Raw genomic sequence first — 16,194 nt, 5'->3', positions numbered from 1 at the left:
GACCATGACGGCAATAAAGCAGACGAGCGTCTGCAGCGAAAGGCACCTCTCCCGTCTCAGGGACTACCTTTCATGGGACCGCGACAAGGCGCTTGCCCACGGCACGCAGAACATCATCGACGAAGGCCGCTGGTTTCAGGAGATGGCAGACACGAGAGCAGCCATGGGTCACGACATGCCCGGCAAGGCCGGTGCCAAGTGTACCTACATGCAGCACCAGATACTCGGGTTCCTCCCAGACGAGTGCGACCTCAACGGCGGGAAGATGACGCCGGAGCTGTGCATGCGCTATGCGAGGGAGTACGTGGCCGAGCGCTACCCCAACCAGGAAGTCGTGATGGTGCTGCACCGCGAGCGCTGCCGCGCGGACGCCACCGACCGCTACGCCGTGCACCTCGGCATCAACCGCAGTGATCTGGAAACCGGCCGAAGGCTCGACGAGGGTCCCGCACGCAAGGCCGCAACCGCGAGGGTGAAGACCGTCCGCGCCTTGGACGAGAAGTATGGGCTCAGGCAGCTTGAACGCGGCAAGGCCAACTCGCGCGTTCACGCGAGACAACCGGGCAGGGAGGAACGCGAGATGGCCCGCAAGGGGCAGGCCGAGCGCTCCGAGAACGCCCGCGTCCGCGTGGCGGTTGCCCGCCGCGTCGAGGAGGTCGGGCGAATGAGGGACTGCCCCGACCGCATGGCCGAGCTCGACCGGCGGCTCAGGCGAGACGGCATCGAGCTCGCGAGGTCGAAGGGCGGGAGCCTCCAGTACCGATTCTTCTCGAAGACCCTCGGGGCCGTGCGGAAGGTCAACGGCGGCAGGCTCGGCTTCGCGGTCGACCGCTCGACCGGCCTCGTCGTCCGCTTCACGCTGCGCGGGATAGCGACGGCGATGAGGGCGTTCTGGGAACTTGAGCGCAAGGCGCACGAGAACCAGAACGGGCGCGGGGACTAAGCACTTGGGCCGGGACGCAACAGGCGTCCCGGCCCCTTCTTTTGCCCTTCGGTGAGAGCGACCTCGGAGCGGTTCGCCGTCCCGCCGCAGGCGGGCAAGATGATTCCGTGCAACGGAATCCATATCTTGCCTGCACGGAGCGAGCCGGTTGCCCAAGGCAACGCGAGCCCGGGCAGGTGAGCGCCGGTTGAACCGACGCCGAGGAGACGCGACCCTGGGAAGCGTCGCACGACGGCGCTCGGCGACCCGGCGCGAGAGGCCCAGCCCGGCGACCACGGCGGAGCGATGGCGACTTCTGGAAGCCATCGAGCGCAGCCGTTCGGCGGGCTGGGCCGGCGTGAGCGGAGGCGGACGAAACGCGACCCTGGGGAGCGTTGCCAGGGAGCCGCAGCGAGAGCGACGCCGTGCGTCGCGGGGGTCCCGCCCATAAGCGGGACCCATCGGCCGCAAGGCCGATTGCTGCATCACAAGCCGCTTGACAGGACCCTAGGAGAGCTTAGCCATAGCGACGTTTCTGTCCCTGCACTCGTACAGTTCGTCGCTCAGTTCTTGGTTTCTGTCGATGAAGGAGTGGAGCAGTTCACGGTCAATCTGGTACTGATAGTTTGGTTGCTCTTCGTCCTTGGCCTTAGTCTTCGTTCGAAGCTCCTGTCGCCCATCATGCGTTACCGGAAAGCTGTGGATAATTCTGTTCCTCTCGTTTCCGAGCTCGCAAAGCAGTTCCAGGACTCTTTTGTCCTTTTCATTCACAAGCCACTTCCTTCCTTCATCCTTGAGCTGCCCCGTCATCATGTCGGCAAGCTCGTACCAGTCGGGAGCCCCAGCGTGCAGAAGGTTCTCAACGAAGAAGGAGACATTCGAGTTGAATACATAAACCGCCCCCCCGAGAAGGGTCAGATAGTCCTCCTCTGGAAGGGCAAAACGCGTGGGGTGAATCATTTACTTTCACCGACTTTCTCGGCGTAGAGGTTGAAGAGATGGGCGACGATCTTCTCCTCGTCCCCGCCGAAGTCGACGCCATAGGCAGCCTCAACAGCAGCGTCAAGCGCCTTATGCGCGGCCATCAGCTCGGGGAAGAACGTCTCATTCTTGGGATCATACATGTCCGCAAGCGTCGCACCCTCCTGGACGTCTCGGGCATCGAGCACGGCTTGGGCGCAGCGTTCGACCTCGTTCCTTTGCTCTTCACTGGGCTCGGGCCAGACGAAGTTGTTGTAATCAATATTGGCCGAGTACTGGTAATCGTTCTTCAACCTTCCAGTTACGACCCTAACCCATGCATTATGGAACTGGGATTGCAGGATGCCGTAGTGATAGAGAGAGGCATTAGGAATCAATCTCACCTTGTTACTACAAAATATCTCTGGCCCAACAAAGCCCATTGGAACACGTTTTCTTCTGCTTGAAGAGACCTCAGGGATGATGATGGAACTTCCCTCAGGCATGTTCTCAACATGAAACCTTGTCGGCTTATCTGCAATTTTCCGAGTTCCAGCGCTTTTACTTGCAAGCCTGTATTCACGAACCTGCTCTATTCTCTTTCTGCACTCAGGAAGCTGCTTTAAATCTGAGAAAGTTGCCTCCCCAAGCCATAGACACCAGCGGTGATAGCCATGAATGAACTCTTTTGAGCCAAGCCATGGGTGAAAGAAGGCTTCGGCTTTGGGCTCTTTCTTCAGGAAATCGTCTTTCTCCTCATCAGTAAATAGGTAGAAGCCTCCATCAATAGGTTTATTTCCGATACCCATTTCCGGAACATCACAAATAGGCTTGTTGCGGCTATAGATAAATACATCAGGGGCGTCTTTCAGATACGCGTTGATTCGAGCCATGGGAACCTGTTCTTCGTCGCTGTCCGGGGTCGCGTGGTAGAAGAGCGTCTTGTTCCCCGCTTCGCGGGAGAACCCGACGATGACGCAAAAGACATGCGCCTTATCTGCCGCCTCGTTGTCCCACCTGAACGTGTTGTGCGCAAAGTCGATGTGGATACCCAGGTCGTGCAGGGGTTTCCAGAGGTTGGCGACCTGCTCACCCTGGCAGATGGAGTTCGTCGAGACCAGGGCGCAGCGCGTGCGCTTCCCCTGCGTGAACCTCGCGGCCTTCATGTACCAGGCCCCGCAGTAGTCGATGTTGCCCGCGTTTTTCGCTCCGTCGAAGACCTCAAGCAGTTCAGATTTCTGCTCCTTGGACTGGTTACGAGCCCCGAGGAAGGGAGGATTGCCCACGAGATAGGTGAGGTCGTCGGGGAACACCTCGGACCAATCGATCTTGAGAGCGTTGCCCTCATGGAGGTTGCTGAGGCTCCTGAGCGGCAGGAAGTCGAAGTCATAGTCGACGTATATCTCCTGCGTCTTACGAAGCATCTGCTCCTCGGTGATCCACAGGGCGGTCTTGGCGACCGAAACGGCGAAGTCGTTTATCTCGATGCCGTACAGCTGGCCCAGGGAGACGCGGACGGGACTGTCTTGCGCAACGACGAGGGACGTCTGTCCCGCGTTGCCGGTCTCCTCGCTGAGCTCGTCCTCGATGATTCGATTCTCGATGGTGCGCAGCTGCCGGTATGCCTCGGTGAGGAAGTTGCCCGAGCCGCACGCCGGGTCGCCGATGGTAATGGAGGCAACCTTGTCGTGCAGCCTCGCCAGGGCCTGTTTGCGCTTCGCCGCCGTCCTCTCACCCTCGGCCTCGTGCAGCTCGTCCCACAACTCGTCGAGGAACAGCGGCTTCAGGCAGCGCTCGATGTTCTCAACGCTCGTGTAGTGCATACCCCCGGCATGGCGCGTCTCGGGATTCAGAGTCCCCTCGAACACGCCGCCGAAGATGACGCCCGAGATCTCGCGCCAGTCGAAGTCCTGGGAGGCGTCGGTGATGGCCTCAAGGATTTCCGGGGTCATCTGCGGGACGATGATGGAGGAGTCGGCGAACAGCCCACCGTTCACGTAGGGGAAGGCCGCAAGGTCCTCGTCCATGTACTCGTCCCGCTGATCCAAGGGAGTATCGATGGTCTCGAACAGATCGACCAATTTGCGACGGAGCTTCGCGGGGTCTCCCTCGCAGTACCTGCCGAACGCCTGATGCGATTGCAGGAGATCGGCGTCCTCGGCGTAAAGTAAGAAGATGATTCGGGTGATGAGAACGTTGAGCGAGCGCTGCTCCTCCTGGGCCCGCTCGTCCTTCTCCTCGATGTGATGGTACTGCTTGGCGAGAGCATCATAGAGCCTGGAGACGTAAGCCCCAGCCTCGATTGAAAGCTGCTGTTCCTTGTGCAGGCGGCTCGTCTCGTTGGATGTCAGGAATGAGAGCAGGTACAGACTGTCCGGGAGCTCTTCGAGGGAGAACTCCTGCACGGTGTCCTCGGGCCTCTCGTTGTCGAGGTCGTAAAGGCGGAAGGTCCCGAAGTTGCACGTCATCACCCAGCGCGGGCGCTCGGAGTACGGCAGGTGCCGCGCGTACCACATGGCCTGCTGGAGCGGCGTCTCCATGCCCCCGTTCCTAGGCTCGGGCTTGTCGAGGTCGATGCCCCACGACTTCTGCTCGCAGAGGAAGTTGTGGTCGGAGACGAACACGTCGATGCGTCGGCCTCTCACCTTGCGCTCAAAGTCGACGAAGCTGTCTATGGTGTTGGACGGGATACCCAGGACATTGATGAGCAAGTCGACCCAAAACTTCTGCGTGTCCTGCTGCTCATTGTTGGAGCCCGCGGGGATGGCGCTGAGGCGCTTCTTCCACCGCTTTACGAACTCCTTTGCCTCTTTCTTGCTGGCAGGCATACCGGACCTCCTGCGTCGTTGTCTCTTGCGGACCATTTTAAGGGGTAAGGGCAACCTTGCGGATAGAGGGGCGAGTTTTCAACGGTCCCCGGTGTCGGAGGGTCCCCAGTAAAACCCGGAGACGCCGGGGACTGTTGGAAACTCGCCCGCTCACGACAACATCGACCTAGGTTTTCAACGCTTTCCATAGCCGGAGGGCTTCTATAAGCCCGTAAGCTGTGGAAAAGGTTGGAAACCGAATATTGGGCTTAGACCTCCACAAAAAATCTTTCTACCCAATTTCTACCCAAATGCCGCTAATAAGACCCTTATACAAGAAGACAGGCCAGACGTTTTATACCGTCTGACCTGCAATTTCTTCTGGTGCCCCCGGGCGGATTCGAACCGTCGACACCCGCTTTAGGAGAGCGGTGCTCTATCCCCTGAGCTACGGAGGCATGTTGTACTAGTGTAGCAGATTTACGCCGTTGTAATACAGCGTATAGCCACTCTTCGAAGTTGCGATGGAACAGCCCTCCGGAAAGTGTGTCCCACTATCCAGGCAAATTCTGGGTCAAACTTTCCCAATGGGACCTCGCTGGAAACTGTGTCCCAGAATTTCGGCTCGAAACGGGACACAGTTTCCCAAACGACCCCGTTCCGGAAACTACATCCCGGAATCGGCGCTCGAACTGGGATGCACTTTCCCGATCGAGCCCCATGGGAAACTGCGTCCCACTTGGGGGGCGCTCTTTAATGACTAGTTGCCTTTGTGGAAGAGGTTTTTGATAACGGAGGGGATGCTCTTGGCGCCCTTGGCCGTCACATCGATAAAGTCGGGCGAACGCACAAGCTTATCCTCGTCGACGTACTTGCGGACCGCGCGCAACGTCTCTTTGTCGTCGCGCGTCGAAAACGTAAAGTGACCGTTGTCCTTGGTGAAGATGGCAAAACGCGTGATCTTCTTGGTGCCGCGTAAAACCTCGGCGGCAATATAGTCGACCTCGTCCCACGGGATTTGAATATAATCCTCGGGATTGCGCTCGTTGTAATACTCGAACGCCTTATTGCCCACCATCACGTTACCGTGGCTGGTAAGCCCCATCAGGCAGGTTGCCGGCGTTGCCAGATCGACCGTGCTGTTCTGAGATTGCGCCATGCGCGCCTCGCCCTCCAAATAAAACAATCGGACCGCATCCAGTGTACCCACCGGGTGCGGTCCGTTTCAATGGCTCAAAAGCCCTTGCCTAGCAATTCTCGGTCTTAAGCCGAAGCGTGCTTACATGAAGCCGCAGAAGCGACCGATGATGCCGACGGCGAAGAGAGCCAGGATGATGACGATCGGGCTGACCTTCTTCTTGAGGAGCTTGCAGACCAGCAGGGTCAGGCACACGGCGGCAAGGCCGGGGATGAGCTGATCGAGGTTACCCTGGAGCGTGGTGACCTTCATCTGATCAAGGGCGGTAGCACCGACGGAGTTGTACATCGTCAGCGCTTCCTTGATACCCTCGGAACCGGAAGGCAGGCTAGCCCAGTCGATAAAGGCGCCAGCAGACTGCTTGACCGTGGAGACGATCGGGGTGAAGGAAATGGACACCCAGCGCTCGACCAGGGCGCCGATGATGAACATACCCAGGATGGAAGCGCCCTCGGTGACCTTGCCCATCAGACCGCCGGAGAGGTCCTTGGCGATAGAGGAGCCGACCTTGTAGCCAAACTCCTGTGTGTACCACAGGAAAGCGTAACGGATGATGTTCCACGCGAAGAAGAACAGCAACGGACCGACGATGCTGCCGGACATGGCCAGGGAAGCGCCCAGAGCGCCCAGAATCGGGCGAAGGGTGAACCAGAAGACGGGGTCACCGACGCCGGCGAGCGGGCCCATCATACCGACCTTGACGCCCTGGATGGCGACATCATCGATCGGAGCACCGTTGGCGCGCTCCTCCTCGAGGGCGAGGGTAACGCCAATGACGGGGGCGGAAACATAGGGGTGGGTGTTATAGAACTCCAGGTGGCGCTTAAGCGCGGCAATCTGGTCATCCTTGCTGGTGTAGAGCTTCTTGATCGCAGGGATCATTGCGAAGCACCAGCCGCCGTTCTGCATACGCTCGTAGTTCCACGAGCCCTGAAGGAACTGATGACGGAAGCAAACCTTCTTACGGTCAGCCTTGGTGAGCTGAATCTTGTTCTCTGCCATATGTATCACTCCCCTCCTACTCGTAATCGTTCAGAATGTCGCCGAGCGGGTCGCCGGAGCCACCGCCCGTGCCGCCACCCTGCTTGGCCAGATCCTTAAGGCCAAGGTAGATGAGGGCAAGGGAGATGCCGATGAGGCCAAGGGCGATCAGCGTGAGCTGAGGGATGGCAGCAAGGACAAAGCCGAGGATGAAGAACGGCCAGGTCTCCTTGGTGGCCATCATGTTGATGACCATGGCGTAACCGACGGAAGCGACCATGCCGCCGCCGACGGCCATGCCGCCGGACAGCCAGTCGGGCATAGCGTTAAGCGCGTTGGTAACAGCCTCGGCCGGGATAACGCACAGAAGTACTGCCGGGATGGCGATACGAAGGCCCTGCATGAGGATGGCAGCGTACTGCCAGCGCTCGATGCCGGAGAAGTCGCCCTTCTCGGCGCAACCGTCCATGGCGTGAGCGATAGCGGTAGCAATGGTACGGCAGATCATGGTCAGGAACAGACCAGCGACCGACAGCGGGACGGCGACGGCGATGGCCGCGGTAACGGCCTTGGCCGAATCAGTGGCGCCGCCGTTGAGGGCGAGCACCATGATGATCGAAGAAGCGACCGAGGCCAGAGCGGCGTCAGGCGCGACGGCGGCGCCGACGTTAGCCCAGCCAAGGGCCATCATCTGGAGCGAACCGCCCAGGAGGATGCCCTCCTGAAGGTGACCGGTTACGAGACCGATAAGCGTGCATGCCACGAGCGGCTGATGGAACTGGAACTCATCCAGAATGCCTTCCATACCGGCAAGCAACGCGACAATCGCAACAAGCAGAATAGTGATTGCAGACATGTATCGGACCCTCCTTTACTATGCTTGAGCGGCCAGTTCGGCCTTAGCTTTCTTCAACATGGCGTCGAGATCCTCGGAGGCATCCGAAGGAACCTTGCGGACCTCGAACTTGACGCCCTTGGCCTTGAGGGCCTCGAGGGTCTTAACGTCGTCATCGCCCATAGCGACGGCGTTGGTGACGACGACCTTGCCCTTGGAGTGAGCCATGGAACCGATGTTGACTTCCTTGATGTCGACGCCGGCCTCGATGGCCTTGAGCAGATCCTGCGGGTTCTCGAAGAGCAGCATGGCCTTGGTGTCACCAAAACGCGTGTCCTTGACGACCTCGGCCATCTTCTTGATAGGCACGACGTTGGCATGGACTCCCGGAGGGGCAGCCTGCTCGATCATGGTCTTGCGGAGCTCGTCGTGAGCAACGCCGTCGGAAACCACGATGATGCGGTTGGGGTTGATCTGCTTGGTCCACGTGGTGGCCACCTGGCCATGCAGCAGACGGGTGTCGATACGGACGTGGGCAATCTTGATGTGCCCGTCGCCGATGACCGTTCCCGGAGGGATGGCGCCTGCAGGAGCAGCGGCGGCCGCAGCCGGCTTCTTCTCCTCGGGCTCCAGAGACTCGGGCTTGACGCGCACGCCAGCCTTAGCCTCAGTCACGAGATGTTTTGCGATCGCATGTGCAGTGTTCTTTGCATCAAAGCGCTGCGAATATGCCTCGATGAGCATAGGCAGGTTGACACCGGTGACGATAGCCCAGGAATCATGGCCCTCGATGAGCCCGCTAATCTGGTTGAACGGCGTGCCGCCCCACAGATCAACGAGGAAGAGCACCTGCTCCTGGTCCTCGAAGGAAGCGATTGCTTCCTCGACCTTAGCACGGAAGTCGTCGGGGCCCATGCTCGGCTCGAGCGAGACCACGGCCACAGACGGCTGATCGCCAAAGACCATCGAGCCCGTCTGCTTGATTCCAGCTGCCAAGTCCCCGTGGCTAGCAAGAACAATACTTACCATCACATAACCTCCTTTTTGTCTACGTAATTCCTACACGACATGAAAGGAGTATACCTGTTTGGTTTGTGGAATTATAGCTAAATTCGTAAAAGGTTGCATTATTTGTTTAAACGTCTATTTTTGTTACAAGTTGATTACATTACTGCTTTTCGACTCATTACCCGCCAAAGCGTCGCCCATCAAGCCATGTACTTTACAGATACAAACAGGCTGTTCATTAATAACGATTTTAAGCAAGTGCGAATGTGCTTGTACTGCTGCTATTTTGTTTAAACAGACATGACTTGACTATTTGTATGACTTATGCACTTCGAAACTACTCAAAAAAAATTGCGGTGGAATAGTTCTTGTTTAAGAGCCAGAAGGCTGGTTTTAGGAACTATTTCACCGCAACTTATAGAGGATCCTAGGCGATGTGGAGAGGGTTGGCGGCGTCGACAGCATCGGGGACGTCGGAGAGGCCGTCAGGAGCAGCATCTGCCGGGTCCTCGTCGGGGGTCTCGATCTGCTTGATCATGACCTCTTGGCCCTGGAGCAGATAGGTATCGCCGCTACCGCAATGGGGACAGGTCTTACCATGCTCGACCGTCGCATAGTCGTGGCCGCACGCCTCGCAATGCGTCACGGCGTTGACTGGCTCCACGATAAGCTCCGCGCCCTCGGTGATAGGCTTTTTATCTGCCGCCCAGCGCCAAGCGTCGAGTAGTAGATCGGGAACGACGCCCGAGACCTCGCCCAGCAGTAACGTCACGCTCGAAACGTGACGCACGCCATTGGCGCGCGCCACGTTCTCAACATCGCGAATGATGTGATAGACGATTCCCAATTCATGCAAGGTAGAAACCTTTCAACAACGGTTGATGCGATGTCGGCCAGACGTCAGTGAGCGACGCTCTGCGCCGCTCCCTTACTCGTTACGTCCTGTTATTTCTTCCCGAATTTGATCTTAATCGCACGCTTTAGAGCATACTTGCCCAGGCTTGGGAGCTTTTGCTCGTATTTGACCATCGTGGAGCACTCGGGGCGGTCGCGATACAGATGGATAGCGTCAAACGCGCACTTGGTGGTGCACAGGCCGCAGCCGATGCACTTGTTGGGGTCGACGATCGAGGCGCCGCAGCCCAGGCAGCGGGCGGTCTCGGCGCGCACCTGCTCCTCGGTAAAGGTCTCAACATACTCGCTAAACGGTGCAGCCTTCTCGCGTTCGCGGTCCACATGCGCAACCTCGCGGCTCGCGTTGTCGTAGCTCTCGATCACGACATCGTCGCGGTCGAGCGCGGTGTAGCGGCGCTGGTTGCGGCCGATGGTGAGCGTGGAGCCCGGCTGCACAAAGCGATGGATGGACACCGCGGCCTCGTGACCGGCGGCGATAGCGTCGATGGCAAAGCTGGGGCCGGTGTAGACGTCGCCGCCCACAAAGATGTCGGGTTCGGCGGTCTGGTAAGTCTGGGGATCGGCAAGGGCACCCTGGCCGCGGCCGAGCTCCACCTTGGAGCCAGCCAGCAGGTCGCCCCACACAATGGACTGGCCAATCGACATGACGACACGGTCGGCATCGACACGGCGCAGATCGTTCTCGTCGTACTCGGGCGCAAAACGGCCCTCGTCGTCAAAGACACGCGTGCAGCGCTTGAAGGTGATACCGCATACACGACCGGCCTCGTCCAGGTGAATCTCCTTGGGGCCCCAGCCGCAGCTGATGTGAGCGCCGTCCTCAACGGCCTCGCGACGTTCCTCCTCGCTGGCGGGCATCTGGGCCTCGCTCTCCAGGCAGAACATCTCAACGTGCTCGGAACCCAGACGGCAGGCGTTGCGCGCGACATCGATAGCCACGTTGCCGCCGCCCACCACAATGGTGCGGCCGGGCAACGCGTCGATCTTGCCACTGTTGACCTCGCGCAAAAAGTCGACGGCCACGGTCACGTCCACGGCATCCTCGCCCGGAATACCGGCAAGGCGGCCGCCCTGGCAGCCAATAGCAACGTAGAAGGCCTTAAAGCCCTGCTCGCGCAGCTCGTCGAGCGTCACGTCGCGACCGACCTCCACGCCATAGCGGAACTCGGCACCCATCAGGCGAATGATCTCGACCTCGGCCTCGATAACATCCTTCTGCAGCTTAAAGCTGGGAATGCCATAGGTGAGCATGCCACCCGGGCGCTCGTTCTTCTCGAACACGACGGGCTTGTAGCCCTTCTCGGCCAGATAGAAGGCGCAGGACAGGCCGGCCGGACCGGCACCGATGATGGCGATCTTCTGATCAAAGCCGCCAGCGCGCGTCGGCGTAACCACGGGCGGGACGTAGCGGGTCGCGGCATCCAGATCGCGCTGGGCGATGAACTTCTTGACCTCGTCGATAGCCACGGCGGCATCCACACGGCCGCGGGTGCGGGCATCCTCACAGCGGCGGTTGCACACACGGCCGCAGATAGCGGGCAGCGGGTTCTCGCGCTTAATGAGTGCTAGGGCCTCGTCATAGCGACCCTGAGCCGCGAGCTTCAAATAGCCCTGAACGGCAACGTGCGCGGGGCAGGCCGTCTTGCAGGGAGCGGTGCCGGACTCATGCGTCTCGATACGGTTGTCGTTGCGGTAGTTGGGCGACCACTTGGTGTGATCCCATTTGGTGGCGTCGGGCAGCTCCTGGCGCGGATACTCGGGCACCTGTCCGCCGGCCTTTTTGCTGCAGAGCTTCTGGCCGAGCTTGGCGGCGCCGGCCGGGCACACCTCAACGCAGCGACCGCAGGCAACGCACTTGTCCTTCTCGACCTTGGCGACATAGGCCGAGCGCGACAGGTTGGGCGTGTTGAACAGCTGCGAGGTGCGCAGGGCGTAGCACACGTTGACGTTGCAGTTGCAGATGGCGAAGATCTTGTTCTCGCCGTCGATGTTGGTGATCTGGTGCACAAAGCCGTTGTCCTCGGCCTGGCGCAGGATGTCGTAGACCTCGTCGCGGGTCACGTAATGGCCACGATCGGTCTCGACCACGTAGTCGGCCATATCGCCCACGGCGATGCACCAATCGGCCGGGTCGTCGGCGCAGCCCTCACCCATCACGCGACGGCTCGCGCGGCAGCTGCAGGTGCTAGCGGCATACTTACCCTCGTATTTGTCGAGCCAGTGCTCAATATGCTCAATAGGCACCGACGTGCTCGCGGCGTCAATGGCCTTCTCGACCGGAATGACGTGCATGCCGATACCGGCGCCTCCGGGCGGCACCATCGGTGTGGCCTTGGACAGCGGGCCCTTGGATGCCTGTTCAAAGAACTTGGCGTAGACCGGGTGCTCCTCGAGCTGGCTCACGCGCATGTTGAGGAACTCGGCGGAACCCGGCACCAGCATGGGCAGCACCCATTGCTTGGCGCGCTCGGGATTTTCCCAGTTGTACTCGAGCAGGCCCGTGTAGCTCATATCGTCGAGCATCTTCTCGATCTGGGCCTCGGGCATGCCGGTGAGCTTGACCATCTCGGGCAGCGTGTAGGGACGACGCATCTTCATCTTGCAGAGTACCTCGGCCTGCTCGTCAGTTGCGGCCTCGGCAAACGACCAGTACTCGTAGCCCAGCAGCTCGTCGCGATGCAGCAGGCGGTTAGTGCAGTGCTCGCACAGTTTGACGATGGCCTCGCGCGGATGCTCCGGCAGCGGCGGCACAAACTCCGCACCGATATCGGGCTCGGTGTAGCTAATCCCCGGTCCGTTGAGAATCATAGTCGTCCCTTCTCTTGCCGCAGCCTGGCAGGCACGCAGCGCCCCTCTTTTTACGGGCTCGACATGCCCCCACGCCGTTCACCCGTTATTGTTGACATTGTGTCAAAAACAGTATTGACGAACCGTCAACAATATTCAAGACTGTTAGGCGAACGGTCAGGCTCAAACGGATGAAAGGCGGCAAGCACATGAGCAGTAACGCAGCGAACACCTCTGTGGCCGACGCCGTCCCCGCGCCCGACAGCACGGCAAAGCGCTTGACGGGCGACGAACGCCGTCGCGAGATCCTCGATGCCGTGCGCACCGTAAGCTCCGAGCTGGGCGTGTCCCACCTATCGGTATCGGCCGTGACCAAGCGAGCCGGCTGCACGCGCTCGCTGTTCTACCACTACTTCGCCGACATGGACGCCGCCGTCACCGCCGTCATGGACGAGGCAATCGACGGTTTTATCTCCGAGCTCGAGCAGTGGAATGCCAACCGCACCGTCGGCGATATCGAGGGCGCACTCGACACCGTCGCCCCGCTCTTTAAGCGCCTGGTCGCCAGCGGCCACGAGCTGCCGAGTACGCTCACCTCCAGCAGCGGTGCGCTCTACGGCGGCTTTCTGCACAACGTGGTCCAACGCGTGGCGCAGTATATCTGCGACACCACCGTGGTGGATTTTGTCGCCCATCATGAGCTACGCATCGACCATGTCTACGAGACGTTCTACACCCTCATCATGGGGTTGTTGATGTATATCCGCACGCACCCCGATGTGCCCGACGAGACGGTCAAGGAAATCATCGCCTCGACACTCCACATCGAGGGCTATACCGCCAAGTATCCGGAGCGCAAGCCCCAGAACTGACGACATTTGGCCAAACTGCCCGCGATCAGAAGAGGGGCCGCGGGCGTGTGAAAGGAGAGCAGCATGCTGTTCGATGTTTGGGGTAGCGATACCCTTATCCACTGGGCCGGCTGGGCCATGGTCTTTATCGGCCTGATCGTGCTCAACGAGGTCGGCCGCCGCACCAAGCTGGGCGCAGCAATCATCTTTGGCGTGGCTCCGCTGGCCATGACCATCTACTGCGTCGCCATCGCCATCGGCGTCTCACAGGGTGCCGAGTGGGCGCTCACCAACCCCACCCATGTGTACCAGAACAGCTGGTTCCACTACGCCAAGGTATACGCGGCGCTCGCCGGTTGCTGGGGCTTCATTGCCATTAAGTACCAGTGGGGCAAGATCGGCAAGGCGCATTGGTTCCGCGCATGGCCGTTTGTGATCGTCGCCATCAACATCATGATCGCCGTCGTGTCCGACTTCGAGAGCGCCTATCACTTCTTTGTCCTGGGCCAGTCCACTTGGGTCACCTCCGAGGGTGCCACGCAGCTTGCCGGCTGGAACAACGTGTTCAACGGCATCGCCGGCATCATCAACATCTTCTGCATGACCGGTTGGTGGAGCGTCTACGCCTCCGAGGATCAGACCGATATGCTGTGGCCCGACATGACCTGGGTCTACATCATCGCCTACGATATCTGGAACTTCTGCTACACCTACAACTGCCTGCCCACCCACTCCTGGTTCTGCGGCTTTGCGCTGCTGCTGGCGCCCACCATCGCCGCCTTTATCTGGAACAAGGGCGGCTGGATCCAGAACCGCGCCTTCACGCTGGCCATTTGGTGCATGTTTGCCCAGGTGTTCCCGTACTTCCAGGAGGAGTCCATCTTTGTGACCCACTCCACGCTCGACCCCGGCGCCGCTACCGCGGTCTCGATCGCCGCACTGGTCGCCAACGTCGCCGCGATCATCTACATCGCCTACCGCGCCAAGAAGCTCGGTCGCAATCCCTACAAGCAGGATGTCTTTGAGGGCACCAGCGATTGGGAGAAGGCCACCGCTCGTCGCGCCAAGGTCGATTACGCTCACGCCGAGTAACATGTTGGTCGCTGTTGGCGCCTGGGCATAGGCCCGCCCGCCAGGTTTTTCATCCAATGCCTCGCAGAGCCCCCGGAAAGCGTTTCGCTCGCTTTTCGGGGGCTTTTGTCGTTGCGTCTCTATTCATCTATTCAAAAACATGCGCATATATAAAATCGGATTTCAAATCATGAGGCGGCTCTATGGGGTCCCGTTTTTGGGTACAGTGTTGTCCCGATATTGAGCTTGGGGGATGTATGAATGATGAGACGATGGGCCAAGAGGATGCGGCCCAAGATGCAGAAGCGTGTGCCGAGGCCCTGGAGAGCCTAGACCGGATTTCGCTTGACGATGTTGCGTTTGACGATTCGAGCGTTGATGTGCAGGATGAGCCGGAAGCCGAGGCGCAGTCCGATGATCAGGATGCAGACGACGTTGAGCCTGCCGAAGATGAGGCAGATCACGAAGACACCGAATGCGAGGCCGACGACCAGCCCGAATCCGACACGAGCGAGGAAACCATCTTGCTCGACAGCTTGCCGGCCGAAGATTCGCTGACCCGCGAGCTTCCCGGCCTGGGCTCCGCTCCTGCCGTGGACGAGACCATCGCCATGGGCGATATTCCCCTGCCGTCCGTTCCCTCGGCACGCGAGGCCGAGGTCCGCCATCGCAAGATGTCGCCCAAGCGCCGCAATCTGATGGTCGCCGGTGTCGTGGCCGTCGCGCTCGTCGCCGGCGGTGCAGGCTATGCTGCCTGGAACGGATATCAGCAAGAGCAGGCTGCCGCTGTCGCCGCCAATGCCCACACGATGATGTCGGTGCAGATTGGCGCGCATGCCGCGGGCCTCGACTGTTCCACTGGCTCCAAGATTCCCGTACAGGTGAGCGGTCAGGATTCTGACGGCTCCTCCGTGAGCGAAACGCTCTATGTTGACGAGCACGGCCGCGGCATCAAACTGCTGCCCGGCGATTACACGCTCTCCATCGCTGCCTCCCCCATCGCGGCCGACGGCACCATCTATACCGTCCCGACCACCAAGACGCAGGTCACCGTTAAGAGCGATGGACAGGATTTAAGTGCCCAGGCCACCTTTAAGCTCAAGGTGCCTTCGGCCGACACAGTGACTGACGACCAGATCGATGCCGCCGCCAAGTATGCCGAAGAGGGCGGTGCGAGCTCCGCCGCGGCTGCCAAAGTGCTCCAGCAGGCAGCAATCGCGCGGCGCGACGCCGCCGTCAATGCCGTGAGCGCGCAAAAGGCACAGGCATCCCGTGATGCTGACGCTCGCCACAAGGCAACTGACCTCTACCAGCTCGATATTCCCGTCGAGTGGTACGGCAAGGTCGAGACTTGGCAGAATGGCAGCACGCTATGCATCTATCTGGGCGACGACGCCAATACGCCGCTCGTGACGCTCGTCGCCGTGCGCGATGGCGAGACCTTTACGCCCGATGACGGCGATACGGTTTTGGGCACGGTCAGCCTAGGCAACGGTTATACCGTCTATGCCAGCGGCCCCGTCTATCCGCACGTGGTGCCCCAGACTATCAACGGGCGCACCCAGAATCCCGTGTCAACCTACCCCATGGACACGGCCATTGAGCTTGTCGAGCTGACGACCGGCAACCGCTATACGTATAGCCAGATCAAGAACGACCTGGTTGGCAAAGACGGCAACGCAGACGCCGCCACCAAACTCGAGACCGACTACCTCGCCCAGATTCTGATGCCGAGTATCAAAGCCCAGGACTAGCCGGCCCGAAGACAGCCGCCTAACGCAGTTGCGGTGAAATAGGGATTGTTTGGGGGTGCGGACGATTTCTTGGACCGCGCCTAGGCGTATCCAAGCTTCCTGCGG

The 16,194-nt window shown here is 59.9% G+C and carries 12 protein-coding genes and 1 tRNA gene; 4 read left to right on the top strand and 9 right to left on the bottom strand.

From position 1 onward, the window contains the following. Positions 1-4 precede the first annotated feature (4 nt). On the top strand, positions 5-943 hold the full coding sequence (locus FGQ61_RS01595) for a relaxase/mobilization nuclease domain-containing protein (RefSeq protein ID WP_138374354.1): 939 nt from the start codon (positions 5-7) through the stop codon (positions 941-943). A 486-nt stretch (positions 944-1,429) separates the two neighbouring features. Here the strand turns inward: FGQ61_RS01595 and FGQ61_RS01590 are convergent, their stop codons facing one another. The 9 genes from FGQ61_RS01590 to FGQ61_RS01550 form a co-directional block, all read right to left on the bottom strand. After that, positions 1,430-1,882 carry a selenium binding protein gene (locus tag FGQ61_RS01590; RefSeq protein ID WP_138374353.1) on the bottom strand — a complete coding sequence of 151 codons (453 nt, stop codon included), beginning with the start codon at positions 1,880-1,882 and terminating at the stop codon, positions 1,430-1,432. Next, entirely contained in the window at positions 1,879-4,710 is a 2,832-nt protein-coding gene (locus FGQ61_RS01585; protein WP_138374352.1) for a DNA methyltransferase, read from the bottom strand. The genes FGQ61_RS01590 and FGQ61_RS01585 overlap by 4 nt, the downstream gene beginning before the upstream one ends. A 361-nt stretch (positions 4,711-5,071) precedes the next feature. Beyond that, positions 5,072-5,147: transfer RNA gene (locus FGQ61_RS01580), tRNA-Arg, on the bottom strand. A gap of 302 nt (positions 5,148-5,449) precedes the next feature. Beyond that, positions 5,450-5,848, bottom strand: coding sequence for a DUF956 family protein (locus FGQ61_RS01575; protein WP_006235193.1), 399 nt, complete (start codon positions 5,846-5,848; stop codon positions 5,450-5,452). Between the two features lie 120 nt (positions 5,849-5,968). Beyond that, positions 5,969-6,889 (bottom strand): PTS system mannose/fructose/sorbose family transporter subunit IID, encoded by a 921-nt coding sequence (locus FGQ61_RS01570; protein WP_035136639.1) that lies wholly within the window; start codon positions 6,887-6,889, stop codon positions 5,969-5,971. A gap of 16 nt (positions 6,890-6,905) precedes the next feature. Then, on the bottom strand, positions 6,906-7,724 hold the full coding sequence (locus FGQ61_RS01565) for a PTS mannose/fructose/sorbose transporter subunit IIC (RefSeq protein ID WP_035136637.1): 819 nt from the start codon (positions 7,722-7,724) through the stop codon (positions 6,906-6,908). 18 nt (positions 7,725-7,742) lie between these two features. After that, positions 7,743-8,732, bottom strand: coding sequence for a PTS sugar transporter subunit IIB (locus FGQ61_RS01560; RefSeq protein ID WP_055250789.1), 990 nt, complete (start codon positions 8,730-8,732; stop codon positions 7,743-7,745). A 406-nt stretch (positions 8,733-9,138) separates the two neighbouring features. Then, positions 9,139-9,567, bottom strand: a complete 429-nt coding sequence (locus FGQ61_RS01555) for a hydrogenase maturation nickel metallochaperone HypA/HybF (RefSeq protein ID WP_138374351.1) — start codon at positions 9,565-9,567, stop codon at positions 9,139-9,141. A gap of 89 nt (positions 9,568-9,656) precedes the next feature. Continuing rightward, positions 9,657-12,434 (bottom strand): FAD-dependent oxidoreductase, encoded by a 2,778-nt coding sequence (locus FGQ61_RS01550; protein ID WP_171021475.1) that lies wholly within the window; start codon positions 12,432-12,434, stop codon positions 9,657-9,659. A gap of 188 nt (positions 12,435-12,622) precedes the next feature. On the opposite strand from FGQ61_RS01550, the gene FGQ61_RS01545 reads away from it, so the two are divergent. From FGQ61_RS01545 to FGQ61_RS01535, 3 genes are all read left to right on the top strand, one after another. After that, positions 12,623-13,285, top strand: coding sequence for a TetR/AcrR family transcriptional regulator (locus FGQ61_RS01545; protein WP_138374350.1), 663 nt, complete (start codon positions 12,623-12,625; stop codon positions 13,283-13,285). Positions 13,286-13,348: 63 nt separating this feature from the next. Then, a complete protein-coding gene (locus FGQ61_RS01540; protein ID WP_138374349.1) occupies positions 13,349-14,356 on the top strand; it encodes a DUF5692 family protein in 1,008 nt (335 codons plus the stop codon). A gap of 236 nt (positions 14,357-14,592) precedes the next feature. Beyond that, entirely contained in the window at positions 14,593-16,089 is a 1,497-nt protein-coding gene (locus FGQ61_RS01535; RefSeq protein WP_138374348.1) for a hypothetical protein, read from the top strand. Positions 16,090-16,194 lie beyond the last annotated feature (105 nt).

It is taken from the genome of Collinsella aerofaciens, from assembly GCF_005844325.1.
In the GTDB taxonomy this organism is placed as follows: domain Bacteria; phylum Actinomycetota; class Coriobacteriia; order Coriobacteriales; family Coriobacteriaceae; genus Collinsella; species Collinsella aerofaciens_G.
Note: the sequence above shows the minus strand (reverse complement) of the source record. Positions and strands in the feature narration are given on the sequence as shown.